This window comes from Pseudomonas cichorii, from assembly GCF_018343775.1.
Classification (GTDB): Bacteria; Pseudomonadota; Gammaproteobacteria; order Pseudomonadales; family Pseudomonadaceae; genus Aquipseudomonas; species Aquipseudomonas cichorii.
Window position 1 is genome coordinate 233,646 of sequence record NZ_CP074349.1, and the last position, 17,218, is coordinate 250,863.

Below are 17,218 nucleotides of genomic sequence, written 5' to 3' on the forward strand. Positions count from 1 at the left end.
CACAGGAACATTCATGAATACCGAAGGACTCACCGAAGCCACTGTTGAAGTCGATGTTCAGGAGGCTACACCAGTGGTTGAGCCTGAAATTGAAACCGTTACGGCCGTCATCGAAGCGCCTGCTTCTGCGGCGCCCGCAATCGTTGTCCCGAACCTGGACGACAGCAGCCTGTATATCCACCGCGAACTGTCGCAGTTGCAGTTCAACATCCGGGTATTGGAACAGGCTCTGGATGAGTCCTATCCGTTGCTGGAACGGCTGAAGTTTCTGCTGATCTTCTCCAGCAACCTTGATGAGTTCTTCGAGATTCGTGTCGCAGGCCTCAAGAAGCAGATCACCTTCGCTCGCGAACAGGCGGGTGCCGATGGTCTGCAACCGCATCAGGCCCTGGCCAGGATCAGCGAGCTGGTTCATGGTCATGTGGATCGCCAGTACGCGATCCTCAACGATATTCTGCTGCCGGAGCTGGAAAAGCATCAGGTCCGGTTCATTCGTCGTCGCTACTGGACGACCAAGCTCAAGACGTGGGTCCGTCGCTATTTCCGCGATGAAATCGCACCGATCATCACCCCGATCGGTCTGGACCCGACGCACCCGTTCCCGTTGCTGGTCAACAAGAGCCTGAACTTCATCGTCGAGCTGGAAGGTATCGATGCCTTCGGTCGTGACTCGGGTCTGGCGATCATTCCAGCTCCGCGTCTGCTGCCGCGCATCATCAAGGTGCCGGAAGATGTGGGCGGCGTTGGCGACAACTATGTGTTCCTGTCGTCCATGATCCATGCCCACGCCGATGACCTGTTCCAGGGCATGAAGGTCAAGGGCTGCTACCAGTTCCGTCTGACCCGTAACGCTGACCTGGCGCTGGACTCCGAAGATGTGGAAGACCTGGCACGCGCCCTGCGCGGCGAGTTGTTCTCGCGTCGTTATGGCGATGCGGTGCGCCTGGAAGTGGCGGACACCTGTCCCAAGCATCTGTCGGACTACCTGCTCAAGCAGTTCAACCTGACCGAGTCCGAGCTGTATCAGGTGAACGGCCCGGTGAACCTCACGCGCCTGTTCAGCATCACCAGCCTGGACAGCCACCCGGAGCTGCAATACACGCCGTTCACGCCCGCGATTCCCAAGCTGCTGCAGAACAGCGAGAACATTTTCAGCGTGGTCAGCAAGCAGGACATCCTGTTGCTGCACCCGTTCGAGTCATTTACTCCGGTCGTCGACATGCTGCGTCAGGCCGCGAAAGACCCGCATGTACTGGCCGTGCGTCAAACGCTGTACCGCAGCGGCGCGAACTCGGAAATCGTCGATGCGCTGGTCGATGCGGCGCGTAACGGCAAGGAGGTCACGGCAGTGATTGAATTGCGCGCCCGCTTCGATGAAGAGTCCAACCTGCAACTGGCCAGCCGTCTGCAGGCGGCCGGTGCGGTGGTGATCTACGGTGTGGTCGGCTTCAAGACTCACTCTAAGATGATGCTGATCCTGCGCCGCGAAGGCGGTGAAATCGTGCGTTATGCGCATCTGGGGACCGGCAACTATCACGCGGGCAATGCTCGTCTGTACACCGACTACAGCCTGCTGACCTCCGACGATGCCTTGTGCGAAGACGTCGGCAAACTGTTCAGCCAGTTGATCGGCATGGGCAAGATCCTGCGCATGAAGAAGCTGCTGCATGCGCCGTTCACCCTCAAGAAAGGCATGCTCGACATGATTGCCCGCGAGACGCAATTCGCGCTCGACGGCAAGCCTGCCCACATCATCGCCAAGTTCAACTCACTGACCGATCCGAAGATTATCCGGGCGCTCTACAAGGCCAGCCAATCAGGTGTGCGCATCGATCTGGTAGTGCGTGGCATGTGCTGCCTGCGTCCCGGCATTGCCGGTGTCTCGCACAACATCCAGGTGCGCTCGATCATCGGTCGCTTCCTGGAGCACACGCGGGTCTACTACTTCCTCAATGGCGGCGACGAGCAGATGTTCCTGTCCAGTGCCGACTGGATGGAGCGCAACCTCGACAAGCGTGTCGAGACCTGCTTCCCGGTGGATGGCAAGAAGTTGATCCTGCGGGTGAAGAAGGAGCTGGAGAGTTATCTGACCGACAACACCCACAGCTGGCTGTTGCAGCCTGACGGGCGTTACGTGCGCAGCACGCCGACCGGCAATCAGAACGCTCGAAGCGCCCAGGCGACTTTGCTTGAGCGCCTGAGCATTCCGGTACTCAGCGTGCAGTAAAGACGATACCGACCCGGGTCAGCCACTCCGCTTCCAGCGCGAAGTCGGCCTGGGTCAACTGGTTGTTTTCCAGCCAGCCTGCCGGGAATTCCGCGTCCAGATTCGGGCCGTCTGCACGCAGGATCACACGTGGCATCTCCTGGGTGCCGCGAATGTGGTGGAACAGAATCGCAAAGCGCAGCAGCACGCACAGACGAATCAGCTTGATGCCTTCATCGCCGAACTCGGCGAACTTGTCCTTGGGAATATTGCGACGATGACCGCGCACCAGCAGCGCGAGCATTTGCTGGTCTTCGCGTGAGAATCCGGCCAGATCCGAGTGCTCGATCAGGTAGGCGCCGTGCTTGTGGTAGTGGTAGTGGGCGATGTCGAGCCCCACTTCATGCACCTTGGCTGCCCAGCTCAGCAGCTCGGCGTAGATTTCGTCTTCCAGATCCCAGGCTTCCGCGACTTGCTCCAGGGCATGCAGCGCCTTGCGCTCAACGCGAGCGGCCTGCTCCAGATCGACGTGGTAGCGGTCCATCAGCGAGCTGAGGGTGCGCTCGCGCACGTCTTCATGGTGATGACGGCCCAGCAGGTCATACAGCACGCCTTCGCGCAGGGCACCTTCGCAGTGGTCCATGCGTTTGAGTTCCAGGGCGTCGAAGATCGCTTCCAGAATCGCCAGGCCGGCGGGGAAGATCGCGCGGCGGTCGGGTTTGATGCCATCAAAGTCGATTTTCTCGACATCGCCCAGCTTGAACAGCTTGCGCTTGAGCCACGCCAGACCTTCAGCGTTGACTTCGCCCGAGCCGTAGCCGTTGGCCTTGAGTGCCACGCCAATAGCCCGAATGGTGCCGGACGAGCCGATGGCTTCATCCCATTTCAGGCGGTGCAGGGCGTGTTCGATGCTCATGATTTCAAGACGTGCCGCGGTGTATGCCTGGGCGTAGCGGGCCGGTGTGACCTTGCCGTCCTTGAAGTAACGCTGGGTGAAACTCACGCAGCCCATCTGCAGGCTTTCGCGCAGCAGTGGCTCGAAGCGCTGGCCAATGATGAACTCGGTGCTGCCGCCGCCGATATCGGCCACCAGACGCTTGCCCGGAGTGTCGGCCAGGGTGTGTGAGACGCCGAGATAGATCAGGCGCGCTTCCTCGCGGCCGGAAATGACTTCCACGGGGTGTCCCAGGATCTTTTCGGCGCGATGGATGAATTCGTTGCGGTTGCGTGCTTCACGCAAGGCATTGGTGCCCACGATACGTACGGCGCCCAGCGGCAGGCCGTTGATCAGTTGGGCGAAGCGCTTGAGGCAATCGAGCCCGCGCTGCATGGACTCTTCGTTGAGCTGGCGCTCGTCATTGATGCCCGCCGCCAGCTGAACCTTTTCACCCAGGCGCTCAAGTATGCGGATCTCGCCCTGATTCGCCTTGGCAACGACCATATGAAAGCTGTTGGAGCCCAGGTCGATCGCTGCGATCAGGGAAAGATTCTTGGCTTTGGTGTGCGGCATGATCAAAATCTCGTTCGATAACCGCGCCATCCTGCCACGATCCATGCCTGCCGCCAACGTATCAGGTGCGTGAACCGCTCTGTGGGGCTTGTTCGCGAATGAATTCGCTCCTAATTCCCTTCTACCGAGCCGATGAAATTTGCCAGTTCCGGGGTCTTCGGGTTGGCGAACAGCTCTTTCGGGTCGCCCACCTCATGCACCTTGCCCTGGTGCATGAAGACCAGCTTGTCACCCACTTCACGGGCGAAGCGCATTTCGTGGGTCACCATGATCAGGGTCATGCCGTCGGCAGCCAGTTGGCGCACGACGCTGAGTACTTCGTTGACCAGTTCCGGGTCCAGCGCCGAGGTGATTTCATCGCACAGCAGCACCTTGGGTGACATCGCCAGGGCCCGGGCGATGGCCACGCGCTGTTGCTGACCGCCGGAAAGACGATCCGGGAAAGCGTCGAACTTCTCGCCCAGCCCGACACGCTCCAGCATCTGCCTGGCCAGTTTTGCAGCCTCGGCCTTGGGCACTTTCTGTACGACCTGAGGGGCGAGCATGACGTTTTCGCCCACACTCAGGTGCGGGAACAGGTTGAACTGCTGGAACACCATGCCGACCTTCTGCCGCAAGGTGCGCAGGTCGGCGCGGGCGGCGTCCAGGTATTCGCCGTCGACTTCGATTACGCCATCGTTGATCGACTCCAGTCCGTTGAGCGTGCGCAGCAGCGTGCTCTTGCCCGAGCCACTGCGACCGATGATCGCCACGACCTGGCCTTCCTCGACAGAAAGGTCGATGCCTTTGAGTACGTGATGGTCGCCGTAGTATTTATGCAGGGCGGAAATTCTAAGCAGAGGCATGCAGTCTCCTTTCCAGATGGCGCGCACAGAGCGACAAGGGGTAGCAAAGGATGAAGTAGCCCAGGGCAACGAAGCCGTAGACCATGAAGGGTTCAAAGGTAGCGTTGGCCAGCATGCTGCCGGTCTTGGTGAGTTCGGTGAAACCGATGATCGAGGTCACGGCCGTGCCCTTGACCACCTGGACCGAGAAGCCGACCGTCGGCGCCACGGCGATGCGCAGTGCCTGTGGCAGGATCACGTAGCGCATCTGCTCGATGGGCGTCATCGCCAGGCTGGCGGACGCTTCCCACTGGCCTTTCGATATCGACTCGACACAACCGCGCCAGATTTCGGCCAGGTAGGCACTGGTGAACAGCGTCAGGGCCAGCGCAGCGGCGGCCCATGGGGAAATATCCACGCCCATGAGGGCCACGCCGAAGAACACCAGGAACAACTGCATCAGCAGCGGAGTGCCCTGGAACAGTTCTATATAAAGAGTGGCTGCGACCCGTGGTCCGGTTTTGTCCGAGATGCGCATGCCCATTACCAGAAGGCCGATCAGGCCGCCGCCGATAAAGGCTACCAGCGAGAGGGCCACTGTCCATTGCAGGCCGGTCAGCAGGTTGCGCAGGATGTCCCAAAGAGTGAAATCCATCAGCGGCTCCTCGATATGTAGCGACGCCCGACCCAGGCCAGTAATTGGCGGATCAGCAACGCCATGCACAGGTAGACCAGCGTGGTGACGATGTACGTCTCGAAGGCGCGGAAGTTACGCGACTGGAGGAAGTTGGCGAAAAAGCTCAGCTCTTCGGTGGCGATCTGCGAGCAGACCGACGAGCCGAGCATGACGATGATGATCTGGCTGCTCAGTGCCGGCCAGACCTTGCTTAGCGCCGGCGCCAGCACTACGTAGCGAAAGGCTTCGTAGCGGTTCATGGCCAGTGCAGCGGCGGCTTCCAGTTGTCCCTTGGGGATCGCCTGAATGCCGGCGCGGATGATTTCCGTCGAATAGGCACCCAGGTTGATGACCATTGCCAGGATGGCTGCCTGCCATTCGGAAATCTGCATGCCCAGGGACGGCAGGCCGAAGAAGATGAAAAACAGCTGTACCAGAAACGGGGTGTTGCGGATCAGTTCGACGTAGATGCCGAAGATCGTGGCGAAAGGCTGGATTTTCCAGGCCCTCACGACCGCGCCAACGATGCCCAGGCTGACCCCGAGCAAAGTGCCAATGGCCGTCAGTTCCAGCGTGAACAAGGCCCCGCGCAGCAAGAGATCAGCGCTTTGCAGGACCGGTGTAAAGTCGAATTGATAAGCCATTGGCGGATCCTGTGATCAGAAAGCAGTGATCAGAGATCGGCTGGCAAAGGTTGCTTGAGCCAGGTCACAGAGGCTTTTTCCAGCGCGCCGTCAGCCTTGGCGGCATTGAGGATTTCGTTGACCTTGCCCAGCAGCTCGGGCTGACCCTTGTTCACGCCGACGTAGACTGGCGAATCCTTGAGTTTCACTTTCAGGGCCGGAATGCGTTTCGGGTTGCGCTCGCTGATAGCGACCATGACCACGTTACCGCTGGCGATCAGGTCGGTCTGGCCAGCCAGGTAAGCGGCGATGGTCGAGTTGTTGTCTTCAAAGCGCTTGATGGTTGCGCCTTCGGGAGCGACGGCGGTCAGTTCGATGTCCTCGATGGCGCCACGGGTCACGCTGATGGTCTTGCCCTTGAGGTCACTGATTTCCTTGACCGGCGAGTCAGGTGGACCGAACACCGCGAGGTAGAACGGCGCGTAGGCGCGGGAGAAGTCGATGACCTTCTCGCGATCCGGGTTCTTGCCGAGGCTGGAGATCACCAGATCGACCTTGCCGGTGGTCAGGAACGGGATGCGGTTGGTGCTGTTGACCGGCGTCAGTTCGAGTTTGACCTTCAGTCTGTCGGCCAGCAACTGTGCCGTGTCGATATCCAGACCGCGCGGTTTCATGTCCGGACCCACAGAGCCAAACGGCGGGAAGTCCTGAGGTACAGCGACTTTCAGGGTGCCGCGCGCTACGACGTCATCCAGGCCGTTGGCGTGGGCAGGGGCCTGGCTCAGCATCAGGCTGGCAAACAAGGCAGTAAGCAGTGCGCTGTAACGCTTGGTCATGGGAAATCTCCGGACGGAACGAAAGATGTTGGCTTGTCCCCTAGTGCACAGCCCATGCCATTCAGGCTGTTTGCGCCATAAGTCGGGCTCTGCGGACGGTATTTGGTCTTACTGGTCTGAACAGTTGGCGGATCGAATGCCCTGCTTTGGCGCGCCTGAAAGCCACGTCGCCCCAGCGCTGGGCGTCGCTTGCCGGATGATGTAGATGGCGATAAAAGGAGTTTTTACTGGACTGACTGGCCTGAACAGTGATGCCGCAGAATGCCCTCGCAGTACCTGAATCGGCCCTCCGGGCAATTCGCAAACTGATTGCCGAGCAAGGTTACAAACCTGGCGACAGCCTGCCTTCGCAGCGGGATCTGGCGGTATTGCTGGGCGTCAGTCGAGCCTCGCTGCGCGAAGCCTTGTCGTCGCTCAGTGCCTTGGGAATTGTCAGTGTGCAGCCAGGCAAAGGCGTGTTCATTCAGTCGATTTCTGAACCAGAACAGCGCACGGCCGGTTTTTCCTGGCCTTTCGACGCACGGGTTTCTCCGGCCGATACCTTTCAGTTGCGCTATGCGCTGGAAGGCTTTGCCGCAGGTCTTGCCGCTGTCACCCTGACTGCCGACGAGCGGGATGTGCTGGAGGACAATGTCGAAGCCATGCGCCTGGAGTTGCGTGCAGGGGATTTCGAGGCGGCAGCCAGGCTGGATTTCGAGTTTCATCGGCATATTCTGGTCGCCAGTGGTAATCAGGCCATGCTGGGCATTGTGACGGCGGGTGCTGATATCTTCCTCGAAAGTCAGAAAATGCCCTTCATTCGTGCAGGAAGAGTCATGGAAACCTGGCAGGAACATCGCAAAATTTTGCGCGCTCTTTCCCGACATGCCTCCGGTCCTGCGCAGAAGGCCATGCAGGAACATATCCGTGGAGCGGCATTGCGCACGGGGATTGTCTTTGTCTCGCCCGCCAGCTAAATACGGGGTTATAACCATATTCATGGCTTCCCATAGCCAGACTCAATGAGCCCCGGCTTCCTGAATGCCATAAGGCCCGCTATGATGGGCGTCGTTTTTAGCCTACGACCTCGGAGATCTCCATGAGTAGCGACCTGATCAAACACGTCACCGACGCAAGCTTCGAAGCCGATGTCCTCAAGGCTACCGGCCCTGTGCTTGTTGACTACTGGGCTGAGTGGTGCGGCCCATGCAAGATGATTGCACCGGTTCTTGACGACATCGCTACCACTTACGCAGGCAAGCTGACCGTTGCCAAGCTGAACATCGACAACAATCAGGAAACCCCGGCCAAGCATGGTGTGCGTGGTATCCCGACGCTGATGCTGTTCAAGGACGGTAATGTCGAAGCCACCAAAGTGGGCGCCTTGTCCAAGTCGCAATTGGCTGCTTTCATCGACGCCAATCTTTGATGTTTCTAAAGCCCCGCGAACAGCGGGGTTTTTTCTGGCTCCGTACTAGACGCCTGGAAAATCAAGTGGTACATTCGGCCCCGCAATGGAATCTCCATTGCCCCCTGCTAGCCGTCGCCGACGCTCTCCTTTTCGATTTAGTACGCGATCCTGTCGCCTTCTCTGCGGCGCGGCCTCATTAAGCCAAAAGCTTAATTTCCCTCCATACATGATTACGTCATTCCCATATGAACCTGACTGAACTCAAGCAAAAGCCGATTACCGATCTGCTCGAAATGGCCGAACAGATGGGCATAGAAAATATGGCCCGTTCGCGCAAGCAGGATGTGATTTTCTCCCTGCTGAAAAAGCACGCCAAAAGCGGCGAGGAAATTTCTGGTGATGGCGTGCTGGAGATCCTCCAGGACGGCTTCGGCTTCCTGCGCTCCGCAGACGCGTCCTATCTCGCTGGCCCGGACGATATCTACGTCTCGCCAAGCCAGATCCGTCGTTTCAACCTGCGTACCGGTGACACCATTGTTGGCAAGATTCGCCCGCCTAAAGAAGGCGAGCGTTACTTCGCGCTGCTCAAGGTCGACACGATCAACTTTGATCGTCCGGAAAATGCCAAGAACAAGATTCTGTTCGAAAACCTGACGCCGCTGTTCCCGAACGTGCGCATGAAGATGGAAGCCGGTAACGGTTCCACCGAAGACCTGACCGGTCGCGTGATCGATCTGTGTGCACCTATCGGTAAAGGCCAGCGTGGTCTGATCGTTGCTCCGCCAAAGGCGGGCAAGACCATCATGCTGCAGAACATCGCGTCGAACATCACTCGTAACAACCCGGAAGTTCACCTGATCGTTCTGCTGATCGACGAGCGTCCGGAAGAAGTGACCGAAATGCAGCGTACCGTACGCGGCGAAGTGGTTGCTTCTACGTTCGACGAGCCGCCAACCCGCCACGTGCAGGTTGCTGAAATGGTGATCGAGAAGGCCAAGCGCCTGGTCGAGCACAAGAAGGACGTCGTGATCCTGCTCGACTCCATTACCCGTCTGGCTCGCGCCTACAACACCGTGATTCCAAGCTCCGGCAAGGTACTGACCGGTGGTGTCGATGCTCACGCTCTCGAGAAGCCAAAGCGCTTCTTCGGTGCTGCGCGTAACATCGAAGAAGGCGGCTCGCTGACCATCATCGCCACCGCGCTGGTTGAAACCGGCTCGAAGATGGACGAAGTGATCTACGAGGAGTTCAAGGGTACGGGCAACATGGAGCTGCCGCTGGATCGCAAGATCGCAGAGAAGCGCGTGTTCCCGGCCATCAACATCAACCGCTCCGGCACCCGTCGTGAAGAGCTGCTGACTGCTGATGACGAACTGCAACGCATGTGGATCCTGCGCAAGCTGCTGCATCCTATGGATGAAGTCGCTGCCATCGAGTTCCTGGTCGACAAGCTCAAGCAGACCAAGACCAACGATGAGTTCTTCCTGTCGATGAAACGCAAGTAACTGACAGGTTGAACAGAAAATGGCGTCCTTCGGGGCGCCATTTTTTTTGCGCAAAAACTCCCATGGAAGGGGCCTTGGCTGCGACGGCGATGTTTCAGGCGACGGTGTTTTTTCTGTGTGTCAGCAACCTTTCGCCAGCAAGCTGCCTCCCGCAAATGACACTCACGTCGTTGTCCCGCTCCACTTTCCAGAATAAATTCACTCCTGTGCCTGCTCATGGCTGCCACGAATCTGCAGAGCAGGTACGATGTGCACCTATTTGAATAAGTGGCCAGGTTAATGAAATTCAAGGACCTAAGGGATTTCGTGCAGCAGCTTGAGCAGCGCGGAGAGTTGAAACGCATTCAGATGCCCATTTCCCCTGTGCTGGAAATGACTGAAATCTGCGACCGTACGCTGCGCGCCAAAGGCCCGGCCCTGTTGTTTGAAAAGCCGGTCGGTTTTGACATCCCGGTGCTGGGCAACCTCTTCGGAACGCCGGAGCGGGTCGCCATGGGCATGGGCGCCGAATCTGTCGACGAGCTGCGGGAAATCGGCAAGTTGCTGGCTTTCCTCAAGGAGCCGGAGCCGCCCAAAGGCCTCAAAGACGCCTGGTCAAAGCTGCCTATCTTCAAGAAAGTCATCTCCATGGCCCCCAAAGTGGTCAAGGATGCGCCGTGCCAGGAGATCGTCATCGAAGGCGATGACGTCGACCTGAACATGCTGCCTGTCCAGACCTGCTGGCCTGGCGACGTTGCGCCGCTGATCACCTGGGGCCTGACAGTTACGCGCGGTCCTAACAAGGAGCGCCAGAACCTGGGCATCTATCGCCAGCAGGTGATCGGTCGCAACAAGGTCATCATGCGCTGGCTCAGCCATCGCGGCGGCGCGCTGGACTTCAAGGAATGGTGCATCAAGCATCCCGGCGAGCCGTTCCCTGTAGCCGTTGCCCTGGGCGCGGACCCGGCGACCATTCTGGGTGCCGTGACGCCGGTGCCTGACAGCTTGTCCGAATATGCGTTTGCAGGCCTGCTGCGCGGCACTCGCACCGAACTGATCAAGTGCCGTGGCAACAACCTGCAAGTGCCTTCCAGTGCCGAAATCGTCCTTGAGGGCGTGATCCATCCCGGTGAAATGGCTGATGAGGGGCCTTATGGCGACCACACCGGTTATTACAACGAAGTGGACAGCTTCCCGGTGTTCACCGTCGAGCGTATTACGCACCGGATCAAGCCGATCTATCACAGCACTTACACCGGTCGTCCGCCGGATGAGCCGGCGATTCTGGGCGTGGCGCTGAACGAAGTGTTCGTACCGATCCTGCAAAAGCAGTTTCCGGAAATCATCGACTTCTACCTGCCGCCCGAAGGCTGTTCCTATCGCATGGCCGTCGTGACCATCAAAAAGCAGTACCCGGGCCATGCCAAGCGCGTGATGCTGGGTGTCTGGTCGTTCCTGCGACAGTTCATGTACACCAAGTTCGTTATTGTCACCGACGACGACATCAACGCTCGCGACTGGAACGACGTGATCTGGGCCATTACCACGCGCATGGACCCCAAGCGCGACACGGTAATGATCGAAAATACGCCGATCGATTACCTGGACTTCGCTTCACCGGTTTCCGGTCTGGGTTCCAAGATGGGGCTTGATGCGACGCATAAGTGGCCGGGCGAAACCACACGTGAGTGGGGCCGGGCTATCGTCAAGGACGAGGCGACTACACGTCGGGTCGATGAAATCTGGAATCAACTGGGAATAGATTGATGCGTGTAACGTTGCAGCCGTCGGGTGCAGTGCTGGAAACCCTGCCGGGCGAGCGGATTCTCGATGCTGCACAGCGCCTGGGCTATGAATGTCCACAGAGCTGCCGCAACGGTAATTGTCATGTCTGCTCGGCGCTGCTGGTGCAGGGGCGCGTGAAACAGGCCAGCGATGAGCTGACCCACGGTGAAATCTACACCTGCCTGGCAGAGCCGCTGGAAACCTGCGAAGTGCTGTGGGATGCGGTCCTGCCCCTTGGTCAGTTGCCGGTGCGCAAGTTTGCCTGCCAGCTCAGCGAGTGCGTTGAAGTGGGCGGCGATGTCTGGCGGGTCGGTCTGAGGGCGCCGGCTGGCAAGCTGCCCCGCTATCACGCCGGGCAATACCTGATGATCGAGCGCGAGAACGGTGAAAAGTCAGCCTTCTCGCTGGCTTCGGCGCCTCACAAGGGGCGCGACCTGGAATTGCACGTGCTGGTTCGTGAGGCCAGTGCTCGCACGCTGATCGAACAGCTTCAACGCAATGCCATGGCGCGGGTCGAGCTACCTCTTGGCGATACCCACCTTGCCGATCTGCCCGACGGCCCACTGGTACTGATCGCGGCTGGCACGGGTATGGCGCAGATGAGCAGCCTGATCGAGCATTGCCGCGCCAAGGGCTTCAGCCATCCAGTGCATCTGTACTGGGGCGTGCGCCGTCCCGAGGACTTTTACGAAATTCGTCAGTGGGACGAATGGGCCACGCTGCCGAATCTGTTCCTGCACAAGGTCGTCAGTGATCTGTGCGGCTGGGAAGGGCGCTGCGGGATGTTGCATGAAGCCGTACGCGACGACATCAGCGACCTGTCCTCGATCCATGTCTACGGCAGCGGCTCTCCGGCCATGATCTACGCGACGCTGGATGCCTTGGTCGGTGCCGGAATGGACGCTCATCAGATGCGTGCTGATGTCTTTGCCTACGCGCCTCGTCCATAGCTTCTGACTGGCGGCCTTGTAACTGGATTGCAATTTTTTTCAATCGCTTATAGCTTATAGCGATGAAAACACAGGCTCAGGCCTGTAGCAGCACCCGTACCGCGATACCTTGACGCCGCTTATCCATGAGCGGGTCCTCAAGGCTCGGTTATGACTGACAGTCAGGCTGTCAGGGAGGCAAATGGACAATCCAATCAATGAATTGGCGGCGGCCGTGCATGACGGCCTTGGTCTGAAATATCCGCCAGTAATCGATCTTGGCCCGCAACTCACCCGCGAGCAACTGCTCGCCTCGATGAACGCCACCCTGCGTCGCCACAAGGGCGGCCCTGTCTGGCTGTTCGCTTATGGCTCGCTGATCTGGCGCCCTGAATGCAAGGCTGTCGAGCGTCAGCGCGCACGGGTATATGGCTACCATCGCGGCTTGTACCTGTGGTCCCACGAACATCGGGGCACACCCGAAGTGCCTGGCCTGGTATTCGGCCTGGACCGTGGCGGCTCCTGCACGGGGTTCGCCTACCGCTTGCCGGATGAATGCCTTGAAGACTCCCTGTTCGCGCTCTGGCAGCGCGAAATGCCTTATCCCTCTTATCGCCCGCACTGGCTGAGCTGCCGTCTTGAAGATGGCACACAGGTTCAGGCGTTGGGATTTGTGCTGGAGAGGCATTTGCCCAGCTATGCGGGCAACCTGCCGGACAGTGTGCTGAGCCAGGTACTGGCCAGCGCAAGCGGGCGGTATGGCACGACTCGTGATTACGTCGAGCAGACCGCCAACGCCTTGCGCAGCCACGCCATGCCAGATCTGAATCTGGAGGCGCGGCTGAAGCGTTGCCGGTCCAACCCGGTTACGCTTTGACTCAGGCTTACCGAGACGTGCTGGCAACCTGTTTGTGACGTAGCGTTGGCGCAAGGAACGCCATAGCCAGGATGCACGCACTGATCAGCAGCACAAAACCGCCATCCCAGCCGAAGTGGTCAACGGTGTAGCCCATCGCCGCGCTTGCTGCGACCGAGCCGCCCAGGTAACCGAACAACCCTGTGAAACCTGCCGCAGTACCGGCTGCTTTCTTGGGCGCCAGTTCCAGTGCCTGCAGACCGATCAGCATCACCGGGCCGTAGATCAGGAAGCCGATGGAAACCAGAGCGATCATGTCGACGGTCGGGTTGCCTTCCGGGTTCAGCCAGTACACCAGCGTGGCGATGGTCACCAGGAACATGAACACCATACCGGTCAGGCCGCGGTTGCCCTTGAAGATCTTGTCCGACATCCAGCCGCACAGCAGCGTGCCAGGAATACCGGCCCACTCGTACAGGAAATAGGCCCATGAGGTCTTGTCGACCGTGAAGTGCTTGGCTTCTTTCAGGTAGGTCGGTGCCCAGTCCAGCACGCCATAGCGCAGCAGATAGACGAACACGTTAGCCAGGGCGATGTACCACAGCAGTTTGTTGCGCAGCACGTATTTGACGAAGATTTCCCTGGCGCTGAATTCTTCTTCATGGCTGGCGTCGTAGCCTTCCGGATAATCGTTCTTGTAGTGCTCGATGGGCGGCAGGCCAACCGATTGCGGGGTGTCGCGCATGGTTGCGAAGGCGAAGACCGCCACCAGCAGAGCCACGGCTGCCGGCACATAGAATGCGGCGTGCCAGTCGTTGGTCCAGCCCATGCCCAGCAGGAACAGCGGGCCGATCAGACCGCCACCCACGTTATGGGCCACGTTCCAGACCGAAACCACACCGCCGCGCTCTTTCTGCGACCACCAGTGCACCATCGTCCGCCCGCTCGGCGGCCAGCCCATGCCTTGTGCCCAGCCGTTTATGAACAGCAGCACAAACATGATCGTGACACTGGACGTCGCCCAGGGCGCGAAACCGAAAATGAACATCACCCCGGCCGACACCAGCAACCCGAACGGCAGGAAATAGCGCGGGTTGGAGCGGTCCGAAACCAGCCCCATCAGGAATTTCGACAAGCCGTAGGCAATCGCGATGGCCGACATGGCAACACCCAACTGCCCGCGTGTGTAGCCTTCTTCGATCAGGTAAGGCATCGCCAGGGAGAAGTTCTTGCGCAGCAGGTAGTAACCGGCATAGCCGATGAAAATACCGGCGAAGATCTGCCAGCGCAGACGACGGTAAGTGCTATCGACCTTTTCTTCGGGGATGGGTGCCATGTGCTTGGCAGGGCGGAAAAACGCAAACATGCAGACGCTCCGGGTTTTTATTTTTTGCGAAAGCGAATATTACATTTTCGTTACAGAAAAAAGCAGCGCTTTTTCCGAAAGTTGCATAGGAAATGTGAGGTTGTTCGTGTTCTTTTGTGAACATCTTGTTTGGGTAGATGCCGTCATTTTTTTTTGGGATTGCTCCTACGTTTGAATGGGATTGCATGTCCTTATGAGCACTGAGGGAGCCTTCTACTATCGCGGTCACTACGCCATGCAGGCGTTCATATCGCGGTTTTCAGGGGGTGTGTATGAGGTTTATTGCGTTTGTTTTTGTTCTTTTGCTGCCTCTTTCGGTGCAGTCTGCCGATGCCTTGATTGTCCCCCTGTTTACCCCCAAGCCTGTATATCCGCCAGCATTGATCAGAAGCCGATACACCGGAAAGGTACGGGTTCAGTTGGTGGTGAGTTCTGGCGGGAATGTGCAGGACGTTCGGGCGATAGAGAGCGGGCATCCACAATTGACTGAGGCTGCTGTGGGGGCTTTGGCTCAATGGCGCTATCGCCCATGGGCTGGAACCGTGGGCGCCCCACCGCAAATCAGCATCATGATCCCTGTCATTTTTGGCTCTCACGGAAACAGCCACTTCAATCAGGAGGTCGATGTCGGCCTGAGCAATATCCGCTGTGCCTATTTGAATAACGAAGTTGATACGCAAAACAGAGACTTTCCGGAAGAGCCGTTAAATAAAGTCGACGTGTTCTGGTACACCGGTCAGTTTTTATTCAGTAGCTACGCGGCTCTTCTGCGTAGCGAGGATGAGCGTAAGCTCTTGCTTGAGCAGTTGGGGCGGTTGGTTCCAGAGATTGTGAAAAGCTGCCGGCTTAATCCAGAGCACAGGTATGGCGACTACCTTCCTGTTTCTATCAAGAGCCTGTTGAGTGGGCTGGCACAGTCAGACGATGTGCCTGGCGCATTGCAAGGAGCCTTGTGAATGCCGAGCAGGTTCCATGGGTTTGGTGTGCTGTTTACAGGTCTTTTGTTTGTGGGGTGTGTCACCGCGGCAGGCTCCTACCCGGTGCCACTGTCTATGCCGGACATCGAGTATCCAGAAGAGCTGATCGGTTCCTCTGCAAAAGGAGAGGTCGTTGTACGGATCTTCATTCAGGCCGATGGAGGGGTTCGGTTCCTTGAGGTGCTTGATGCGACCGAGCCCCGATTCGTGGCAGCGACCAAAAAGGCTGTTGAGCAATGGCGCTTCGAGCCCTGGACGCCATCCGCCTCCAATCCAGAGGGGGAGGCAGTAAAAGTCACTTACCGCTTTTTAGGAAGACCGCATAAAGAACCGTCGCTGACAGCCAATGTCGAGTTAAAGAAGGTGTCATGCCGTCAGCTCAACGAGGAAGTGGAGAGCAACTGGCGCAAAAGCGGTCGCTCTCATGAGGCTGAAACCCTGGCCCGGACGGAGTTCTATCTTTCCAGTGGCAATGTCATCTATCCGTTTCTTCCAGGCGATGCACGCGAGGCGCTGGTGATGGAGTTTATTAACGCGATTCCGGGCATCCTGAAAAACTGCCAGCAAAATCCTCAAAGAAAATATGTGGATTACCTTCCAGAGAGTGTCAGGCGGAATTTGTAGGCGGGATTTCGCGAATGAATTCGCTCCAACGTGTGTGAGAGCGAATTCATTCGCGATCAAACATCTGAAGTGCTTCCGGTTTGAAGAGTCATGCCACCGCTACAACCACCTTCCCCACCGCACTCCTTTTCCCCAACACTTCAATCGCCTCTGCCCCTCTTTCCAGCGGATAAACCTGCGATACCAGTGGTTTCAACTTTCCTTCTGCATACCAGCCAAACAGTTGCTTGAAGTTCGCGGCATTGTCTTGAGGTTGTCTTTGTGCGAAAGAGCCCCAGAATACGCCTACTACGGATGCGCCTTTCAACAAGGCGAGGTTTACAGGCAGTTCGGGGATGCGGCCACTGGCGAAGCCGACCACCAGCAGGCGGCCGTTCCAGGCGAGGGTGCGTACGGCCTGGTCGAAGAGGTCGCCGCCGACCGGGTCGTAGATGACGTCGACGCCGTTGCCTGCTGTCAGGCGTTTCACTTCGTCCTTGAGGCTGGTTTCGCTGTAGTTGATGAGTTCGTCTGCGCCGGCATTTCTGGCGACTTCAAGTTTTTCGGCGCTGCTGGCGGCAGCAATGACGCGAGCCCCTAGGGCTTTGCCGATTTCCACGGCGGCGAGGCCCACGCCGCCGGAGGCTCCGAGCACCAGCAGGGTTTCGCCGGGTTGCAGGTTGGCGCGTTGTTTGAGGGCGTGCATGGAGGTGCCGTAGGTCATGCTGAAAGCGGCGGCGGTGGTGAAGTCCATGGCTTCCGGGATCGGCAGTACGTTGTAGCCCGCTACGGCAACCTGCTCGGCGAAACTGCCCCAGCCGGTGAGGGCCATGACCCGGTCGCCGGGTTTGAGGTGGGTTATCTTTTCACCGACCTGCGAGATGATGCCTGCTGCTTCGCCGCCCGGTGAAAACGGGAAAGGCGGCTTGAACTGGTATTTGCCTTCGATGATCAGCGTGTCCGGGAAGTTGACGCCAGCAGCCTGTACATCGAGCAGGATTTCGTTCTTCTTGATGACGGGGCTGTCGACGTTTTCCAGGACCAGGGTGTCGGCAGGACCGAAGGCTTTGCACAGCAGGGCTTTCATCGGGCTATTCCTTTTCCAGTAATGGCCGATAAGGTCGGATATGCAGGTTTTCGGGTCAATGAGCAT

The 17,218-nt window shown here is 58.4% G+C and carries 16 protein-coding genes; 9 read left to right on the forward strand and 7 right to left on the reverse strand.

The features are described 5' to 3' along the window. Nucleotides 1-13: 13 nt before the first annotated feature. Complete coding sequence (gene ppk1 / locus KGD89_RS01125) at nt 14-2,227, forward strand: polyphosphate kinase 1 (protein ID WP_025257989.1); 2,214 nt, start codon at nt 14-16, stop codon at nt 2,225-2,227. Here ppk1 and ppx read toward each other — a convergent pair. The 5 genes from ppx to KGD89_RS01150 all read right to left on the reverse strand — a co-directional run bounded on the left by ppx (nt 2,214) and on the right by KGD89_RS01150 (nt 6,675). Then, nucleotides 2,214-3,716 (reverse strand): exopolyphosphatase, encoded by a 1,503-nt coding sequence (ppx, locus tag KGD89_RS01130; RefSeq protein ID WP_025257990.1) that lies wholly within the window; start codon nt 3,714-3,716, stop codon nt 2,214-2,216. The two genes, ppk1 and ppx, sit on opposite strands and share 14 nt — an antisense overlap. 110 nt (nt 3,717-3,826) lie before the next feature. Further along, the gene (locus KGD89_RS01135) at nt 3,827-4,561 is read right to left on the reverse strand and encodes an amino acid ABC transporter ATP-binding protein (protein WP_025257991.1); all 735 of its coding nucleotides are present in this window, start codon (nt 4,559-4,561) and stop codon (nt 3,827-3,829) included. Then, nucleotides 4,548-5,198: an amino acid ABC transporter permease gene (locus KGD89_RS01140; protein WP_025257992.1), complete on the reverse strand. Its 651-nt coding sequence runs from the start codon at nt 5,196-5,198 to the stop codon at nt 4,548-4,550. The genes KGD89_RS01135 and KGD89_RS01140 overlap by 14 nt, the downstream gene beginning before the upstream one ends. Next, nucleotides 5,195-5,860: an amino acid ABC transporter permease gene (locus KGD89_RS01145; RefSeq protein WP_025257993.1), complete on the reverse strand. Its 666-nt coding sequence runs from the start codon at nt 5,858-5,860 to the stop codon at nt 5,195-5,197. Before KGD89_RS01145 ends, KGD89_RS01140 begins: the two co-directional genes overlap by 4 nt. A 29-nt stretch (nt 5,861-5,889) precedes the next feature. Further along, nucleotides 5,890-6,675 (reverse strand): transporter substrate-binding domain-containing protein, encoded by a 786-nt coding sequence (locus tag KGD89_RS01150; protein ID WP_025257994.1) that lies wholly within the window; start codon nt 6,673-6,675, stop codon nt 5,890-5,892. A gap of 251 nt (nt 6,676-6,926) precedes the next feature. Here KGD89_RS01150 and KGD89_RS01155 point away from each other — a divergent pair, with 251 nt between their 5' ends. From KGD89_RS01155 to KGD89_RS01180, 6 genes are all read left to right on the forward strand, one after another. Beyond that, nucleotides 6,927-7,631 (forward strand): FadR/GntR family transcriptional regulator, encoded by a 705-nt coding sequence (locus KGD89_RS01155; RefSeq protein ID WP_025257995.1) that lies wholly within the window; start codon nt 6,927-6,929, stop codon nt 7,629-7,631. 122 nt (nt 7,632-7,753) lie between these two features. Then, complete coding sequence (gene trxA / locus KGD89_RS01160; RefSeq protein WP_025257996.1) at nt 7,754-8,083, forward strand: thioredoxin TrxA; 330 nt, start codon at nt 7,754-7,756, stop codon at nt 8,081-8,083. Nucleotides 8,084-8,310: 227 nt separating this feature from the next. Then, the gene (gene rho / locus KGD89_RS01165) at nt 8,311-9,570 is read left to right on the forward strand and encodes a transcription termination factor Rho (RefSeq protein WP_025257997.1); all 1,260 of its coding nucleotides are present in this window, start codon (nt 8,311-8,313) and stop codon (nt 9,568-9,570) included. Between the two features lie 279 nt (nt 9,571-9,849). Beyond that, a complete protein-coding gene (gene ubiD / locus KGD89_RS01170) occupies nt 9,850-11,316 on the forward strand; it encodes a 4-hydroxy-3-polyprenylbenzoate decarboxylase (RefSeq protein WP_025257998.1) in 1,467 nt (488 codons plus the stop codon). Beyond that, nucleotides 11,316-12,284, forward strand: a complete 969-nt coding sequence (locus tag KGD89_RS01175) for a CDP-6-deoxy-delta-3,4-glucoseen reductase (RefSeq protein WP_025257999.1) — start codon at nt 11,316-11,318, stop codon at nt 12,282-12,284. The genes ubiD and KGD89_RS01175 overlap by 1 nt, the downstream gene beginning before the upstream one ends. Nucleotides 12,285-12,465: 181 nt before the next feature. Then, nucleotides 12,466-13,140, forward strand: coding sequence for a gamma-glutamylcyclotransferase (locus tag KGD89_RS01180; protein ID WP_025258000.1), 675 nt, complete (start codon nt 12,466-12,468; stop codon nt 13,138-13,140). A 7-nt stretch (nt 13,141-13,147) separates the two neighbouring features. Here the strand turns inward: KGD89_RS01180 and glpT are convergent, their stop codons facing one another. Then, nucleotides 13,148-14,485 (reverse strand): glycerol-3-phosphate transporter, encoded by a 1,338-nt coding sequence (gene glpT, locus KGD89_RS01185; protein ID WP_038399726.1) that lies wholly within the window; start codon nt 14,483-14,485, stop codon nt 13,148-13,150. Between the two features lie 272 nt (nt 14,486-14,757). On the opposite strand from glpT, the gene KGD89_RS01190 reads away from it, so the two are divergent. Beyond that, nucleotides 14,758-15,441, forward strand: coding sequence for an energy transducer TonB (locus tag KGD89_RS01190; RefSeq protein ID WP_025258001.1), 684 nt, complete (start codon nt 14,758-14,760; stop codon nt 15,439-15,441). Continuing rightward, entirely contained in the window at nt 15,442-16,086 is a 645-nt protein-coding gene (locus tag KGD89_RS01195) for an energy transducer TonB (protein ID WP_038399727.1), read from the forward strand. A gap of 88 nt (nt 16,087-16,174) precedes the next feature. Here the strand turns inward: KGD89_RS01195 and KGD89_RS01200 are convergent, their stop codons facing one another. After that, nucleotides 16,175-17,152 carry an NADPH:quinone oxidoreductase family protein gene (locus KGD89_RS01200; RefSeq protein ID WP_025258003.1) on the reverse strand — a complete coding sequence of 326 codons (978 nt, stop codon included), beginning with the start codon at nt 17,150-17,152 and terminating at the stop codon, nt 16,175-16,177. Nucleotides 17,153-17,218: the final 66 nt, after the last annotated feature.